General features: G+C 46.4%; 17 protein-coding genes. 13 read left to right on the top strand and 4 right to left on the bottom strand.

The features are described from left to right. Window positions 1-2 precede the first annotated feature (2 nt). A complete protein-coding gene (mqnE, locus tag ACFSUB_RS08060; protein ID WP_380712666.1) occupies window positions 3-1,121 on the bottom strand; it encodes an aminofutalosine synthase MqnE in 1,119 nt (372 codons plus the stop codon). Between the two features lie 166 nt (window positions 1,122-1,287). Between mqnE and ACFSUB_RS08055 the strand changes: the two genes are divergently transcribed. From ACFSUB_RS08055 to ACFSUB_RS08030, 6 genes are all read left to right on the top strand, one after another. After that, window positions 1,288-1,512, top strand: a complete 225-nt coding sequence (locus tag ACFSUB_RS08055) for a hypothetical protein (RefSeq protein WP_380712665.1) — start codon at window positions 1,288-1,290, stop codon at window positions 1,510-1,512. 53 nt (window positions 1,513-1,565) lie between these two features. Further along, window positions 1,566-1,943, top strand: a complete 378-nt coding sequence (gene erpA / locus ACFSUB_RS08050) for an iron-sulfur cluster insertion protein ErpA (RefSeq protein ID WP_380712664.1) — start codon at window positions 1,566-1,568, stop codon at window positions 1,941-1,943. 135 nt (window positions 1,944-2,078) lie between these two features. Next, the gene (locus tag ACFSUB_RS08045) at window positions 2,079-2,291 is read left to right on the top strand and encodes a hypothetical protein (protein WP_380712663.1); all 213 of its coding nucleotides are present in this window, start codon (window positions 2,079-2,081) and stop codon (window positions 2,289-2,291) included. Window positions 2,292-2,722: 431 nt separating this feature from the next. Next, window positions 2,723-3,928, top strand: a complete 1,206-nt coding sequence (locus ACFSUB_RS08040) for an NAD(P)/FAD-dependent oxidoreductase (RefSeq protein ID WP_380712662.1) — start codon at window positions 2,723-2,725, stop codon at window positions 3,926-3,928. A gap of 173 nt (window positions 3,929-4,101) precedes the next feature. Beyond that, window positions 4,102-4,431: a YuiB family protein gene (locus tag ACFSUB_RS08035; protein ID WP_380712661.1), complete on the top strand. Its 330-nt coding sequence runs from the start codon at window positions 4,102-4,104 to the stop codon at window positions 4,429-4,431. Window positions 4,432-4,502: 71 nt separating this feature from the next. Beyond that, complete coding sequence (locus tag ACFSUB_RS08030) at window positions 4,503-5,144, top strand: 3D domain-containing protein (RefSeq protein WP_380712660.1); 642 nt, start codon at window positions 4,503-4,505, stop codon at window positions 5,142-5,144. 52 nt (window positions 5,145-5,196) lie between these two features. Here the strand turns inward: ACFSUB_RS08030 and ACFSUB_RS08025 are convergent, their stop codons facing one another. After that, a complete protein-coding gene (locus tag ACFSUB_RS08025; protein ID WP_380712659.1) occupies window positions 5,197-5,679 on the bottom strand; it encodes a divergent PAP2 family protein in 483 nt (160 codons plus the stop codon). 416 nt (window positions 5,680-6,095) lie between these two features. On the opposite strand from ACFSUB_RS08025, the gene ACFSUB_RS08020 reads away from it, so the two are divergent. Genes ACFSUB_RS08020 through dctP form a run of 3 tightly spaced genes read left to right on the top strand, consistent with a single transcriptional unit; the run spans window position 6,096 to window position 9,116 of the window. Beyond that, window positions 6,096-6,647: a TRAP transporter small permease gene (locus tag ACFSUB_RS08020; protein ID WP_380712658.1), complete on the top strand. Its 552-nt coding sequence runs from the start codon at window positions 6,096-6,098 to the stop codon at window positions 6,645-6,647. 27 nt (window positions 6,648-6,674) lie between these two features. Beyond that, window positions 6,675-7,946 carry a TRAP transporter large permease gene (locus ACFSUB_RS08015; RefSeq protein WP_380712657.1) on the top strand — a complete coding sequence of 424 codons (1,272 nt, stop codon included), beginning with the start codon at window positions 6,675-6,677 and terminating at the stop codon, window positions 7,944-7,946. Window positions 7,947-7,994: 48 nt separating this feature from the next. Further along, window positions 7,995-9,116, top strand: coding sequence for a TRAP transporter substrate-binding protein DctP (dctP, locus tag ACFSUB_RS08010; protein WP_380712656.1), 1,122 nt, complete (start codon window positions 7,995-7,997; stop codon window positions 9,114-9,116). 86 nt (window positions 9,117-9,202) lie between these two features. Here dctP and ACFSUB_RS08005 read toward each other — a convergent pair whose 3' ends face one another. Then, the gene (locus ACFSUB_RS08005; RefSeq protein WP_380712655.1) at window positions 9,203-9,790 is read right to left on the bottom strand and encodes a biotin transporter BioY; all 588 of its coding nucleotides are present in this window, start codon (window positions 9,788-9,790) and stop codon (window positions 9,203-9,205) included. Window positions 9,791-9,952: 162 nt separating this feature from the next. Here ACFSUB_RS08005 and ACFSUB_RS08000 point away from each other — a divergent pair, with 162 nt between their 5' ends. Both ACFSUB_RS08000 and ACFSUB_RS07995 read left to right on the top strand, forming a co-directional pair. Beyond that, complete coding sequence (locus ACFSUB_RS08000) at window positions 9,953-10,669, top strand: glycerophosphodiester phosphodiesterase (RefSeq protein ID WP_380712654.1); 717 nt, start codon at window positions 9,953-9,955, stop codon at window positions 10,667-10,669. Window positions 10,670-10,744: 75 nt separating this feature from the next. Beyond that, window positions 10,745-11,215: an S-ribosylhomocysteine lyase gene (locus ACFSUB_RS07995; protein ID WP_380712653.1), complete on the top strand. Its 471-nt coding sequence runs from the start codon at window positions 10,745-10,747 to the stop codon at window positions 11,213-11,215. A gap of 85 nt (window positions 11,216-11,300) precedes the next feature. Here the strand turns inward: ACFSUB_RS07995 and ACFSUB_RS07990 are convergent, their stop codons facing one another. After that, a complete protein-coding gene (locus ACFSUB_RS07990) occupies window positions 11,301-11,918 on the bottom strand; it encodes an isochorismatase family cysteine hydrolase (RefSeq protein WP_380712652.1) in 618 nt (205 codons plus the stop codon). 150 nt (window positions 11,919-12,068) lie between these two features. Between ACFSUB_RS07990 and ACFSUB_RS07985 the strand changes: the two genes are divergently transcribed. Both ACFSUB_RS07985 and ACFSUB_RS07980 read left to right on the top strand, forming a co-directional pair. Next, the gene (locus tag ACFSUB_RS07985) at window positions 12,069-12,566 is read left to right on the top strand and encodes an Lrp/AsnC family transcriptional regulator (protein ID WP_380712651.1); all 498 of its coding nucleotides are present in this window, start codon (window positions 12,069-12,071) and stop codon (window positions 12,564-12,566) included. After that, window positions 12,563-13,747, top strand: a complete 1,185-nt coding sequence (locus ACFSUB_RS07980) for an aminotransferase (RefSeq protein ID WP_380712650.1) — start codon at window positions 12,563-12,565, stop codon at window positions 13,745-13,747. The genes ACFSUB_RS07985 and ACFSUB_RS07980 overlap by 4 nt, the downstream gene beginning before the upstream one ends. Window position 13,748: the final 1 nt, after the last annotated feature.

Below are 13,748 nucleotides of genomic sequence, written 5' to 3'. Positions count from 1 at the left end.
GTTTAATAAGTTTGCAGAATGTTATAAAGTGTATCCCGCTCGGCGGGGATGTTCCCGGATTCTTTAATCATATCAATGAACCACTGTTTCGGTACCATATGGGTCGACTGGTTTCCTGCAGCATGAACAATCTGTTCTTCCATCACTGTTCCGTCAAGGTCATCGACACCGAACTGAAGAGAAATTTGTGCCAGTTTCTTCCCGATCAGCATCCAGAAGGCGCGGATATGCGGGAAGTTATCCAGCATCAGCCGGGCGACCGCAAGTATTTTCAAATCATACCACCCGGTGGATGTCTGATGGATATTGAATTCCCCGGCAAGGCGGGTATGTTCCGGTTGAAACGCAAATCCGAAAAAGGCGTTGAAGCCATTCGTTTCATCCTGCAGTGTCCGGAGCCGGATCAGGTGGTCTACGACATGTCCGGATTTCTCGATATGGCCGTAAAGAATGGAAGCATTGGACGGCATTCCCAACTGATGGGCGGTTCTGTGAATATCAAACCAGTGTCGGGCATCGGTCTTATGCCCCGATATAATGCCTCTGATTTCAGGGTCGAAAATCTCCGCCCCGCCTCCAAGTATAGAACCAAGTCCAGCAGCCTGCAACCGCTGAATCGCTTCCTCTTCAGCGATTCCTGATACTTTGGCGAGGTAATGAATCTCTACGGCGGTAAAAGCCTGGATATGGATACCGGGGTTATATTTTTTGGCCAGTGCCAGCATCTCTTCGTAATAGGAGAAAGAAAGTCTGGGATTTACTCCTCCCACAATGTGGAGTTCTGTGAACCCTTTTCCCTGGAATTCCTTAAATTTCTCTTCCAGCTGCTTTAGACTAAGGGAATAGGATGAACTGTTTTCCGGTTTAACACCAAAGGCACAAAGTTTGCAGTCAAGGTAACAGACATTCGTGTAGTTTAAATGGGTGTTCTGGATAAAGTACACACGATTGTCATTCCATTTTCTGCGTACACTGTCGGCCAAAAAACCGATGTTCAGAAGGTCGGGGGACGTCATGAGAAACATACCATCTTCAAAACTCAAACGTTTACCTGCGTGAACTTTTTCGGAAACAGTCTGCATCTGATCCGGTTTCAGCTTTATGTGAGCCGCCTCCTTCACCCTTATATTTCCTATATTATACTACTGGTTGTAAGAAAATTAAAGCCGATGGAAGAAATACACATCGAATTTTGAGCAAAAACAATTGTTTTTTTATGGAAAAAAAGGTAGAATGGAAGCAATCACCGTTTTAAGAAGGGCAACCTTGAAAAAGGGAGGTAGTGTGATGGGGAATAAGTATGGTTACAATGATTTTCAACAAGAGCATCTGGAACTTCTCCGTATGAAAATGATGGAAACGGCCCGGACACACGGCTTTCATCATCCGTTGGTGCTTTACTACAGTCATGAAGTTGACCAGGAACACAACCGTATGCTCGGCCTTCAGTATCATGAAAAGAGGTTCCCTTCAACGATTTATCCGACGCGCAAATACTGGCAGGTTGTTTGATTCCTGCGGCGAAAAACGATATACTAAGATAAAGTCCTGCGGTCAATATACAGGTGCAGGATAAGGAGGTACAGGGTATGATTACTATTACAGAATCCGCTGCAGCGCAGGTTAAGAAAATGAAGGAAGAAGAAGAAGACCCGAACCTTAAGCTTCGTGTCAGCGTGAAGGGCGGAGGCTGTTCCGGTCTCTCCTACGGACTCGGCTTTGACACAGAAGCAGAGGGAAACGACCACAAGCTCGAGCAGAACGGTCTTGATGTTCTTGTGAACAGTGAAGATGCTGACGTTCTGCAGGGAGTGGTCATTGACTATAAACAAAATATGATGGGCGGCGGTTTTACAATTGATAACCCGAACGCCATCGCCAACTGCGGCTGCGGCAGCTCGTTTAAAGCGGCAACCAGAACCGGAACACCGGAAGACTGCTGATCATTCAGACAGATTTACGAAGGTGACTGTTCTGCCTCCTTTCAGCGGATGATACATTCCGTTAAAAGGGGGCTTTGTCGTTACTTACAAAGCCGGAAGAGAGCAGATTACAAAGAAACAGGAAAGGTGACAAAAATGAATCAGTACATTTATTCCTACCACATTATATCTACAGATGAGAAAAGCAGATTTGGTGTCGCCGCTTCCAACCAGGAAGAAGCCGATGCCGGCATCAGGGAAGCAATTGCCGATATTGAATTTACGGAACCGGAAGATATCCAGTCTATAACATTCGACCGCGTCATTGAGGAAAAAGACAATTATTTCGAATGCGAAGGCTGCACCTGAGAATCGCTGCTGCAGCGATTCTTTTTTTACACAAAGGTCTGTTTGAGACTGTGCGCGAGCTTTGGCAGAAAATCTGCATTTCAGTCAAACCTCCACTGCCGAGAGTGTTTACATGTTCTTTCCTATGAAAAGCTGGATGCCTTTCCCCGGGATCCAGCTGATATATGTTGACACGTTATGTCAGGATTTTTAAAGGAAAAGGTTGAAAAACATAAAAAAAAGACATATCATGTTAAGTGTAAACTGTGTCTCTGCATGTTTTTTTGAACATAATGAAAAGATAATTTCGTCATTCATATTCTTTCGTCTTATGAACCAGACGTTTTTTTCTTAAACTGTATACGTGAAATAAATCACATACAGCATGTAAAGATAAAGTGGATTGGACATACCTGAGATAACGAAATCATTTAACATTGGATGTGATGAACATGGCGGTTAAACCAACTATACTCATTTTAGGAGCCGGCTACGGCGGCATGGTGACAGCGTCAAAGATTGCGAAGCAGTTCGGATCCAACGATGCGAATGTCACCCTGATCAGTAAACATAACTATCATTACCAGACGACATGGCTGCATGAACCGGCAGCCGGAACAATGGATCCGGACCGGACACGCATGCCGATCAGTTCCGTCATTAACACGAACAAAATCAAATTTGTGCAGGATGAAGTGAACGAAATCAAAAAAGAGGAAAACAAGGTCGTACTGAAAGAATCAGGTGAAATGGAATACGATTACCTGGTTACCGCTCTCGGTGCCGTTCCGGAAACGTTCGGTGTCGGCGGCGTGTTTGAACATGCTTTCAGTAAATGGACAGTTAACGGTGTGCGGGAAATAAAAGAGCATATTGAATATCTGTTCGCCAAATACAACAATGAGCCGGAACCACGCGATGATTATCTGACATTTGTCGTAGCAGGAGCCGGGTTTACGGGAATGGAGTTCATCGGTGAATTGAGCAAACGGATTCCGGAACTCTGCCAAAGCTACGACGTCCCTAAAAATAAAGTGAAAATGTATGTTATTGAAGCAGCGCCGACAGCGCTTCCCGGATTCGATCCTGAATTGGTGGAGTATGCGATGAATCTGCTTGAACACCGCGGGGTGGAATTCAAAATCAACCAGCCGATCAGCGAGGTAAATGCTGAAGGGGTTGTACTAAAAGACGGCGAAGAAATCAAATCCCAGACAGTAGTTTGGGCCACCGGTGTCCGCGGTCACCCGGTCATCGAACAAGCCGGCTTTGAAAACATGCGCGGACGTGTGAAGGTGGAACGGGATCTCCGTGCACCGGGCGAAGACAACATCTTCATTATCGGCGACTGTTCTCTTATCATTAACGAAGAAACTGAACGCCCCTATCCTCCGACTGCCCAGATTGCCATGCAGCAGGCGGAAACGGTGGCGGACAACCTTCTTGCTCTTATCAAAGGCAGTGAACTAAAGGAATTCAAGCCGGATATTAAGGGAACAGTAGCATCGCTTGGTGGAAAAGAAGCAATCGGTGTTGTTGGAAATAAGAAATTATACGGTACCTCGGCGAACTTTATGAAAAAAATGATTGATAATCGGTATCTCTGGATCCTGGGCGGAGCCGGCCTGATGCTGAAACGAGGAAAAAGTCCGTTGTAAATGATGTTTTCACCCCTGCGCGGCGGGAAACTGCTCCGCAGGGTTTTTCTTTGTATAGGTGCACCGATTCAGGATTTTTAGCGGGGATGCACATGGCCCCGGCCACAAAATGGTCAAAGTAATGGTGTATAATAAACAAACTGAATGTCGTCCTGCTGGAGGTGAGAAGGAAAGTGACCGGAATTGCTAGTCTGCCTCAGCTCATTATATCCATGATGCTATTTTTACTGCTTTTTTTCGGGATTGGTTTTTTATTGAACATGATTCTGCGTTCCACTTGGATCATGGCTGTAACCTATCCTATTATTGTTATTCTGATTATTGATGAAGTCGGGATCTTTGACTATATATTTTCACCCGGATCTTCTTTCGGTGCGTTGGGTGGACACGTTGCAAACCTGCAGTCAGTGGACATCCTGATTCTGATTTTTGGTCTGATTGGTGCCATCTTAGCCGGCGTTGTTATTAAAATGCTGCGGAACCGGGGTTATCAGATGTTTTAAGGCTTCACAACGTCTCTATGCATAAACGTATGAATTTCTGGAAATGCTGTGTTGGTGAGAGGAGTGGTCTCATGCAACGCAGCATTTTTAGAAGATTACTTATGGGTGCGCTGTTTACTGCTGCACTGGTCACTACCATTTCCTATATTACAAATGTAAAAGCCGAGGAACTGCCGCGCTATTTTTATGATTATTTTCAACAGACGAACAACATGGAAAAAAGCAGTACAGAGCTTCCGCAAAAAGGTGATGTCAAACATGCAGGCAGACAGATCCCAAAAGCAGAATCCCTTTTTAACGTAGAAGGCGGTTTGACAAAGATGGTGACAGCCACCGGTTATACCGCCGGATACGAATCCACTGGGAAAACAGAATCGCACCCGGGGTACGGCATAACGTATTCGGGCGTAAAAACCCGCAGAGACCGGGTATCCACTGTTGCTGCAGATCCTTCTGTGTTTCCGATAGGAACTCTCCTGTACATTCCGGGTTACGGGTACGGGATGGTTGCTGATACCGGATCGGCTATTAAAGGAAGAAAAATTGACTTATATTATGAATCGGTGAAAGATGTGTATGAAGAGTGGGGGAAACGTGATCTTCAGGTTTTTGTGCTGAAAGAAGGAGACGGTTCTTTAACAGAACCGGAAATGGAAGCAATAAATAAAGAAGGGAGTTTACCGGTGTTTAAACCGGTCCCTTCTTCTATATAAGTGCAACAGAACGAGCAGCCGTTTTAACCGACGAGCTGTTTTTTAATGTTTTTTACCAAATCGGCATGTAATAATGTCCTGCCCATGCAAAGGCCAGTCCGACGAGACAGCCGAAAAAGACTTCAATCGGCTGATGTCCGAGAAGTTCTTTCAATTCCTCGCGCTTTTCCGTTTCCTGTTTTTTCTGCCACGACTTTGCTTCGGAGACAAACTTGTTAAAGTCCACTACGAGTTGGTTTAACACGGTTGCGTGATACCCGGCATGTCTTCTCACACCGGTTGCATCAAACAGCACAATCACCCCGAAAACCATACATATGGCGAATAAAGCGGAATCAAAACCGTGTTCGAAGCCTATAGCCATAGAGACCGCGGTCACAGCAGCCGAATGGGAGCTCGGCATCCCGCCTGTACTGGTTATGAGGGTGACGTCCCATTTTCTGGATGCGATAAACGACAGGGGAATTTTTACGACCTGCGCGAAAAGGATAGAGCAGAGCGCGGCCCAAAGAGGGAAATTCTGCAGTATTTCCATAGTCAGTGTACGTCCTTTCACTAGGTGGCATGATGATATTCAATACCGGTGATCGATTGGAGGTTGGATGCCATATTTTAGATTGCTCAAGGCCGGCACCCTTTTCCACACACCTATTCATTTAAAAATCAGCGATTCATTCTTATAAGAAACAAGTCAGCATAAAATCGTGCATATAATATTGTATCATAGGAACACCTTTTACCGTTCCATAGTTTTCTTGTCCAATTCCGGAGATAAGACGAGAATGCTTCAGTCATATTACAGATATGGTTTCCTTTTCCATGCTTATTCCTGATTACAGGCGTATACGGCGCTGTATGCTTAGTGGAGGTGTTTGAATATATAAAAGAACACAGGTAAGATAATGAAAATACTGATTTTTTGAAGTATTTGCAATGAATAAAGGTGTGCTGATGATGAAGAATGTACTGAAAATGATGGATAAAGCTTTAACCCGTATAGAAGAAAGCATTTTAAGTCTTTCTATCTTAACGATTACCGTGATGGTTGCCGGTAATGCGGTCAGCCGGAATTTTTTCGGACAGAGCTGGTCTTTCGCCTCGGAAATCAGTGAACTTGCTCTCTATACGGCGACATTTATGGGGATAAGCTATGCAGCAAGAAAAGGAAGGCATATCACGATGTCAGCTCTTTTTGATAATGTCCCTTTTCTCTTCCGTAAAACACTGGCTGTTTTGATTCCCTTCGTTACAGCCGTTGTTCTGTTTATCATGGCTTATTTCTCCTATGAATATGTTCAGTCCACGTCTGGGCGTGTTACCTCTGCTCTGCGCCTCCCGTATTACTGGATGAATATCTGGGCGCCAATCGGCTTTCTCCTCGGCGGGATTCAATTCCTCCGTAATTTTTGGGTGAATGTTAGAAACAAAGAGGTTTTCCTGGCGGAGGAACGCAAGGATTATCAGTCCGGTGAGGAAGCAGAACAACCACAGAGTACGACGTAAACTACAGAGAATAGCGGGGAATGGCAGATGGTTACGACATTGTTGCTCATTATGATCGTATTTTTAATACTGGGTTTTCCGATGATGATTCCGCTTATACTGGCGCCGCTTGTGATTGTGCTGTTTTTCCTGCCGCAGGTTCAGCCATTTTTGATGATACAGCAGATGATGAGCGGCATATCAGAACCGATACTGCTGGCCGTTCCGCTGTTTATTTTTGCAGCTGACATTATGTCTATGGGGAAAACATCCAACCGCCTGCTTGATTTTGTTGGTTCGTTCGTTGGACATCTGCGTGGCGGTTATGCCATCACCACGGCAGCAGCCTGCACATTGTTTGGTTCCATTTCCGGTTCCACGCAGGGAACGGTCGTTGCAATTGGCACCCCGATGCGGGAGCGTCTGCTGAAAGTGGGTTACAAAGATTCCACCGCCATTGCACTGATTATTAATGCAAGTGATGTTGCACTGCTTGTGCCGCCGAGTATCGGCATGATTATTTACGGGCTTATATCGCAGACATCAGTCGGTGATCTGTTTATTGCCGGTATTCTGCCGGGACTTTTGATTTTCGCATTTTTTGCATTGTATGCATGGCTTCATGCCAGGATATTTAAGATTCCACTGGCAGTGAAAGCTACCTGGAAAGAACGTTTCCAGTTTACGTGGAAAGCTGTGTTTCCGCTGATGTTTCCGGTGATTATCATTGGCGGGATTTACCAGGGATTTTTCTCCCCGACCGAAGCAGCCGGCATATCTGTACTGTATGCATTGCTGCTGGAACTGGTGGTTTTTCGTTCCTTCAGTATTAAAAAGGTGCCGGGCATTGCTCTTTCGACCGGACTTGTCACCTCCGCTGTTTTTATTCTCGTGGCAGGCGGGCAGGCTTTTGCGTTTACCATGAGCATTACCGGTATTCCCGGAATGATTGCAGATACGTTCCTCTCCGGAAGTCCGGGACCGATAGAAGTGCTGATTATTGTATCGATTTTTTTCTTTGTTGGATGTATGTTCGTCGATCCAATCGTCGTTATTCTGGTTCTGACGCCTATATTCCTGCCGGCGGCAAATGCCGCGGGAGTGGACCCGGTGCATCTCGGGGTGATTGTTACATTTCAGGCGGCTCTTGGATCGGCGACGCCGCCGTTTGGAGTGGATATATTTACGGCAAGCGCCGTCTTCAATCGTTCTTATCTTGATACAATACGTGGTACACCGCCGTTTATTGTTATGATGCTGATTGTTTGTGTTTTGTTGATTGCATTTCCTGAGATTTCTCTCTTCCTGCTTCCGGAATAAGCAGAAGATTGAAATATAGATTAATTATTCTAGAAGGGGGAAACACATATGAAAAAAGGGAGATTGAAATGGCTGTTTGGCACGATGTTGTCTTCGTCACTCATCCTTGCTGCCTGCGGAGGCGGAGGCACACAAGAAGAAACGGGTGACAGCGGTGGAGAGTCAGGAGGAAGTTCTGATTCCGGTGGAGGAGAAGAGGCTGCCGGAGGAGAAGAAAGCTATGAATGGCGCTTCATCACAGAAGAAAGTAAAGGGCAGATGCAGTATGAGTATGCGCAGGAGTTTGCCGATCGTCTTGCTGAAAAATCCGATGGGCAGATTTCAATAGAAGTACTTGAATTCGGCGGATTGGGAACCGAAGTGGACCAGGTTGCCCAGCTTCAGAGCGGTGCAGTGGAAATGGCTATCATTTCACCTGGATTCACCGGTACGATGGTAGAGGAAGGACAGGTTTTTGCGCTGCAGTTCCTGCTTCCGGACAACCAGGAAGATGTCCATGAACTGCTGGAATCAAGCGAGGCGCTGAATGAGGATCTTGCGGGTTTGTATGAAGAACAAAATATCATGCCGCTTTCCTTTTTTACGGAAGGTTTTATGCAATGGACAGGGAGCAGGAAATTAGCGGAGCCATCCGATTTTGAAGGGTTTACGATGAGAACCCAGGATTCTCCGCTGATCCGTCAGTCTTATGAACAGTACGGGGCGGATTCAACCGTTATGAGTGCCGGTGACCTGTATACCAGTCTTCAGAATGGCGCGGTGGACGGACAGGAAAATCCGATTTTCTTCATCGCCGATTCCTCGTATCATGAAGTGCAGGACCACATGACCATTTCCAACCATAACTCATATGTTGCGATGATGACGGTGAATCCAACTTTCTACAACGATCTTCCGGAAGATATCCAGAGTATGTTCGATGAAACAGTGGAAGAAATGCGGGACGTCGGTTTTGAGCTTCAGGATAATCTGAACAGCGAGCTCCTTTCCGACATTGAAAATAACGAAGATACGCCGACCGAAATAACGGAGTTAACGTCCGAACAACGGGATGCGTTCCGCGAACTCGCTCTCCCGATGCGTGAATTTTACCGGGAAAACGGAGGCGCGGAAGCAGGTGCTATTCTCGATAAGCTGGAATCTGAAATCGAAGACATTACTGGATCTTAACTAAAAAGCCCGATCAGGTGCAGAACGCTGCCTGATCGGGCTTTTTTGATGGCTGGCTGGCAGATACTCCACAGCCTTTGTTCTATTTAAGCTGATTGTTTTGACGGATGAGAGGCAGCAGAGCGACCCAGCCGGTGGTGCAGTTTCGGTACGGCTGCTGCGGTCAAAGCGGTAAGAATGACATCTTTCACAAGCGGTAACGCCATCCATGTCCATAATAGTCCATAACTGAACCCATCCGGTGCATCTGCGATCCACAGGTACGCATAATACATGTACGTTGTCCCCAATGCGTAGTTAATGATAAGACTGAGAAAAGCACCTGTAAAAAATGTGGGTAGACCAGGTTTTGATTTCATTTCTACCATTTTTCCTGTTACAAAAGCCATGACGATAAAAGATAGTATAAATCCAAAAGTTGGGCTGAGGAGCGCGCGTATACCTCCGGAAAATTCCGAAAATACCGGCACTCCCACCAGACCGATCAGCATGTACACTACCATGGAAAAAGCGCCGAGGCGGCTGCCAAGCAAAGCGCCGGCTGCAATCGCAATGATGGGCTGCAGGGTGATAGGCACCCCGCCAATCACGAGAAACGCGGCGATATTGGCCCCGATTCCCATCAATGCAGCGAAAAGAGCTGCCGAAACAATGTCCAAAGGTTTAAAATTCATACTACATCCCCCTTACATTCGTTCTTCTGTGTAACCAGCGTAAAGGACCGGCTGCTATTTGTCAACGTATTTTGTTTTTAAGTTAACAATGTATTACTTGACTAAGCGCAGGGGTGTTTGTATAGTATACAACCAACCTATATGATTCGGAGGATGTCGGTTATGGTCCGTAATGACAGCATGACAATAATTGCTCACCGGGGCAGTCCGGCTCCCGGCGCAAAAGAAAATACGGTCAAGTCCTTTCAGCGCGCCGCAGCGCTTGGAGCCGATATGATGGAAACCGATATACGACGGACAAAAGATGGACAGCTGGTCTGTGCCCATTACCGCTCCTGGAGAGGGAAGGCGATTCAACATATGTCCTACAGTGAATGGAGAGCCATGACACAAAAAAGAGAGGGCTGGACGCCGGCATTACTGCAGGATCTGCTGCCCATGTTTCACGAAGGATATACATTTAATTTGGAATTAAAAGAAAAAGGTCTGGAAAAACAAGTGCTCAGTGAAATTCCCGATTATACCAATCTTTTGTTCTCGTCCTTTGATGAAAAGATCATTCAATATATCAAACAGATCGAACCTTCCTGCCAAACGGCGCTGCTCATTGGAAGATTTGATCTGAGTCAGGAACGCAGAAGACCGTTTCAATGGTGGAGGGATTATTTTCCCGAAAGAAGATTAAAAGAAGCGAAGGCTGATATCGTTTGTCCGCATTTCCGCCTCGCCGGACGCTGTTTTATTGAACGGATGCATCAGAAAGGATATAAAGTTTATGTCTGGACGGTCAATCACCCGGGACGTCTGAAAAAATTAAAAACATACGGGGCAGACGGTGTTTTTACGGATAACGTAGGAGAGGCAGAACGAATGATTTAACGACCGGTCTGAATTGCTAAATGAAGCGCTGTCGTTGTATGATGGAAGAAAGGTAACAAAAAGGAGTGTTTTTAGATGGCACGTGTAGAAAGTTTTGAACTGGATCATACCAAAGTAAAAGCACCGTACGTCAGACACGCCGGATTTCAGCGGGTCGGTACAGACGGGATCGTCAATAAATTCGATATCCGGTTCGCCCAGCCTAACAAAGAAAACATGACACCGCCGGTCATTCACACGCTGGAACATCTTCTTGCGATCAATATCCGCAAGTACGCAGAAGAATACTCCCATTTCGAAGTGATTGATTTGTCACCGATGGGGTGCCAGACCGGTTTTTATCTCATTATGAACGGTGAACCGGAAATTGCGGAGTTAATTGATATTCTGGAGAAGACAATGGAGGATTCGCTGACGTATGAAGAGGTTCCTGCTGCCACGGAAGAGCAGTGCGGCCAGGCGAAACTTCATCATCTCGATAACGCCAAAGAATGGATGAACTACTGGCTCAACCAGGATAAAGAAGAACTGAAAAAGGTGTTTTAAGGAAACTGTAAGCCTGGGATACCATTAAAATGCTCCCGGTTATCAATCAACATTGATAACCGGGAGCATTTCTTTTTGGAGCGGTTTATGAATTTTGTTGGTCGTACTCGAGGGCGCGGTCTATGAGATTTTCTATATTGTAGTCTCTGCTGTTCGTAATATCGGCTTTCAGCACATGATTCATCAAATTCAGTGCCAGTGTATTATCTTCTGAACTGTTGGAGGCCGTGCAGTCCCCGGGGACAAACAGTTGATAGTGTCTCATGTAGGCATCGTTGGCCGTGAAATGGACACACATATTACCGGCCACCCCCGTGATAATCAATGTTTTCACTTCCAGGTAATCAAGCAGAATATCAAGCGGTGTCGCAAAAAAGCCGGAGAACTGCGGTTTCAGTACAAAATAATCGTCATCGTCGGGTTCAACCAGTTCCGTGACAGGTTTTCCTTTTACATCATCGCGTTTGCAGTGGGCGACCAGCTCCTGAAAATCACTCTGCCAGCGGCCGTAATTATCATTCACGTATAGAACGGGGATCCCGTAAGCTTTGACTCTCTTTTTTAGAGCTGCAATATTTTCCGCCGCAGCAAGCGCATGCGGGAATAGATAATCTCTGTCCTCAAACTCCATGTCATTAATCATATCCAGTACGATCAAAGCAGTAGAGGATTTCTCTACGATATGAGGCGTTGCTTCTGCCATGTTTATCCCTCCAATACTCTCTTTGTCATCTTTCCCCAATCCCTCCATGTTAAATCTGAAATACAATGTCACCCTGGTTGTTCATATGATAAGATAGACGGTAATGAGAAAAGTTAAAGTAGCATGGTACGTTTGAAAGGAGAGGCAGAGATGGAAAAGCATGAACTGGAAATACTGAAACTTGTGGAAGATAACGGCCGCCTCGGTGTCCCTGCAATCGCCAAAATGGTGGACCGGGAAGAAAAGGAAGTACAGGCGGTATTGGATAAATTGGAAAAAGAAAATGTGATCGTAAGTTATGCTGCCGTTGTAAACTGGAGCAAAGTGGAAGAGCAGGAAGGCGTGACGGCCATGATTGATGTGAAAGTAACGCCGCAGCGCGGGGTTGGTTTTGATGAAGTGGCCGAACGGATCTACCGCTTTCCGGAAGTCAAAGCGCTTTATCTCGTCTCCGGTGCTTACGATTTATCTGTCGTTATTGACGGAAAAACAATGTCTGAAATCGCCGGCTTTGTTTCAGAAAAACTGTCTACGCTCGAATCAGTTATTTCCACCACCACCCATTTCCGTCTGAAAACCTATAAGCATGACGGCGTGGTATTTGAAGACGGGGAAGACGATGATAAAAGGATTGTGGTGTCGCCATGAGCACCCCGTTTGTAAGAAAAACCAATCGGTTGTCGGAGGCGGTGCAGCATATCCAGCCATCGGGTATCCGGCGTTTCTTTGATATGGCGTCTACGATGGAGGATGTCATTTCGCTCGGCGTCGGAGAACCGGATTTTGTTACCCCTTGGAATGTCAGGGAAGCAAGCATTGACTCGATGGAAAGAGGTTACACCGCCTATACAGCCAATCCCGGCCTCCCCGAACTCCGGCAGGAAATTTCGAAGTATCTCGATGAACGATTTACCACCCCGTATGATCCGGAAAAGGAAATCATCGTCACGGCAGGAGCGAGCGAAGCGATAGATATCGCTGTCCGTTCCACCGTGAACCCCGGGGAGGAAGTCATTATCGTCGAGCCCGGTTTTGTATCCTACGCGCCGGTTGTTTCCCTGGCTGGGGGAGTTCCGGTTTCGATTGGAACGAGAAAAGAAAATGAATTCAAATTGACAAAAGAAGAACTGGAAGCGGCGGTTACCCCCAATACCAAAGCTGTCATGATCAGTTTTCCGAATAACCCCACAGGAGCCGTAATGACAAAAGAAGAACTAGCTCCGCTTGTCGATGTTATCGAACGTAACGATATGCTTGTGTTTTCCGATGAAATTTATGCGGAGCTCAGCTACGATGACAATCATTGCAGTTTCGCCGCTCTCCCGGGGATGAAAGACCGGACGATCCTTATTTCAGGGTTCTCCAAAGCGTTTGCGATGACAGGCTGGCGCCTCGGGTTTGTATGTGCCCCGGCCGACATCACAGCTGCGATGCTGAAAATTCATCAGTACATTCTGATGTGTGCTTCCACACCTGCTCAGTTCGGGGCCCTGGAAGCGCTGCGAAGCGGCCGGGATGATGTGGATCGTATGATAATAAGCTATAAGCAGCGGCGCAATTACATTGTAAAATCTTTTGCCGAAATCGGTCTGTCCTGTCATGTTCCGGGCGGGGCATTTTATGCCTTTCCTTCGATAGAGGACACCGGTATGAGTTCCGATCAGTTTGCGGAAGGATTGTTGAAAGAAGAGCGCGTGGCCGTTGTGCCCGGCAATGTCTTCGGTGAAGGCGGCGAAGGGCATGTCCGCTGTTCCTATGCCACTTCCATGGAATCCCTGGAGACAGCGATTGAACGGATGGGGCGTTTCCTGGAGAGGCACTCTTCCTAAA

The sequence above is a fragment of the Salibacterium lacus genome (assembly GCF_042684865.1).
Classification (GTDB): Bacteria; Bacillota; Bacilli; order Bacillales; family Marinococcaceae; genus Salibacterium; species Salibacterium lacus.
Note: the sequence above shows the minus strand (reverse complement) of the source record. Positions and strands in the feature narration are given on the sequence as shown.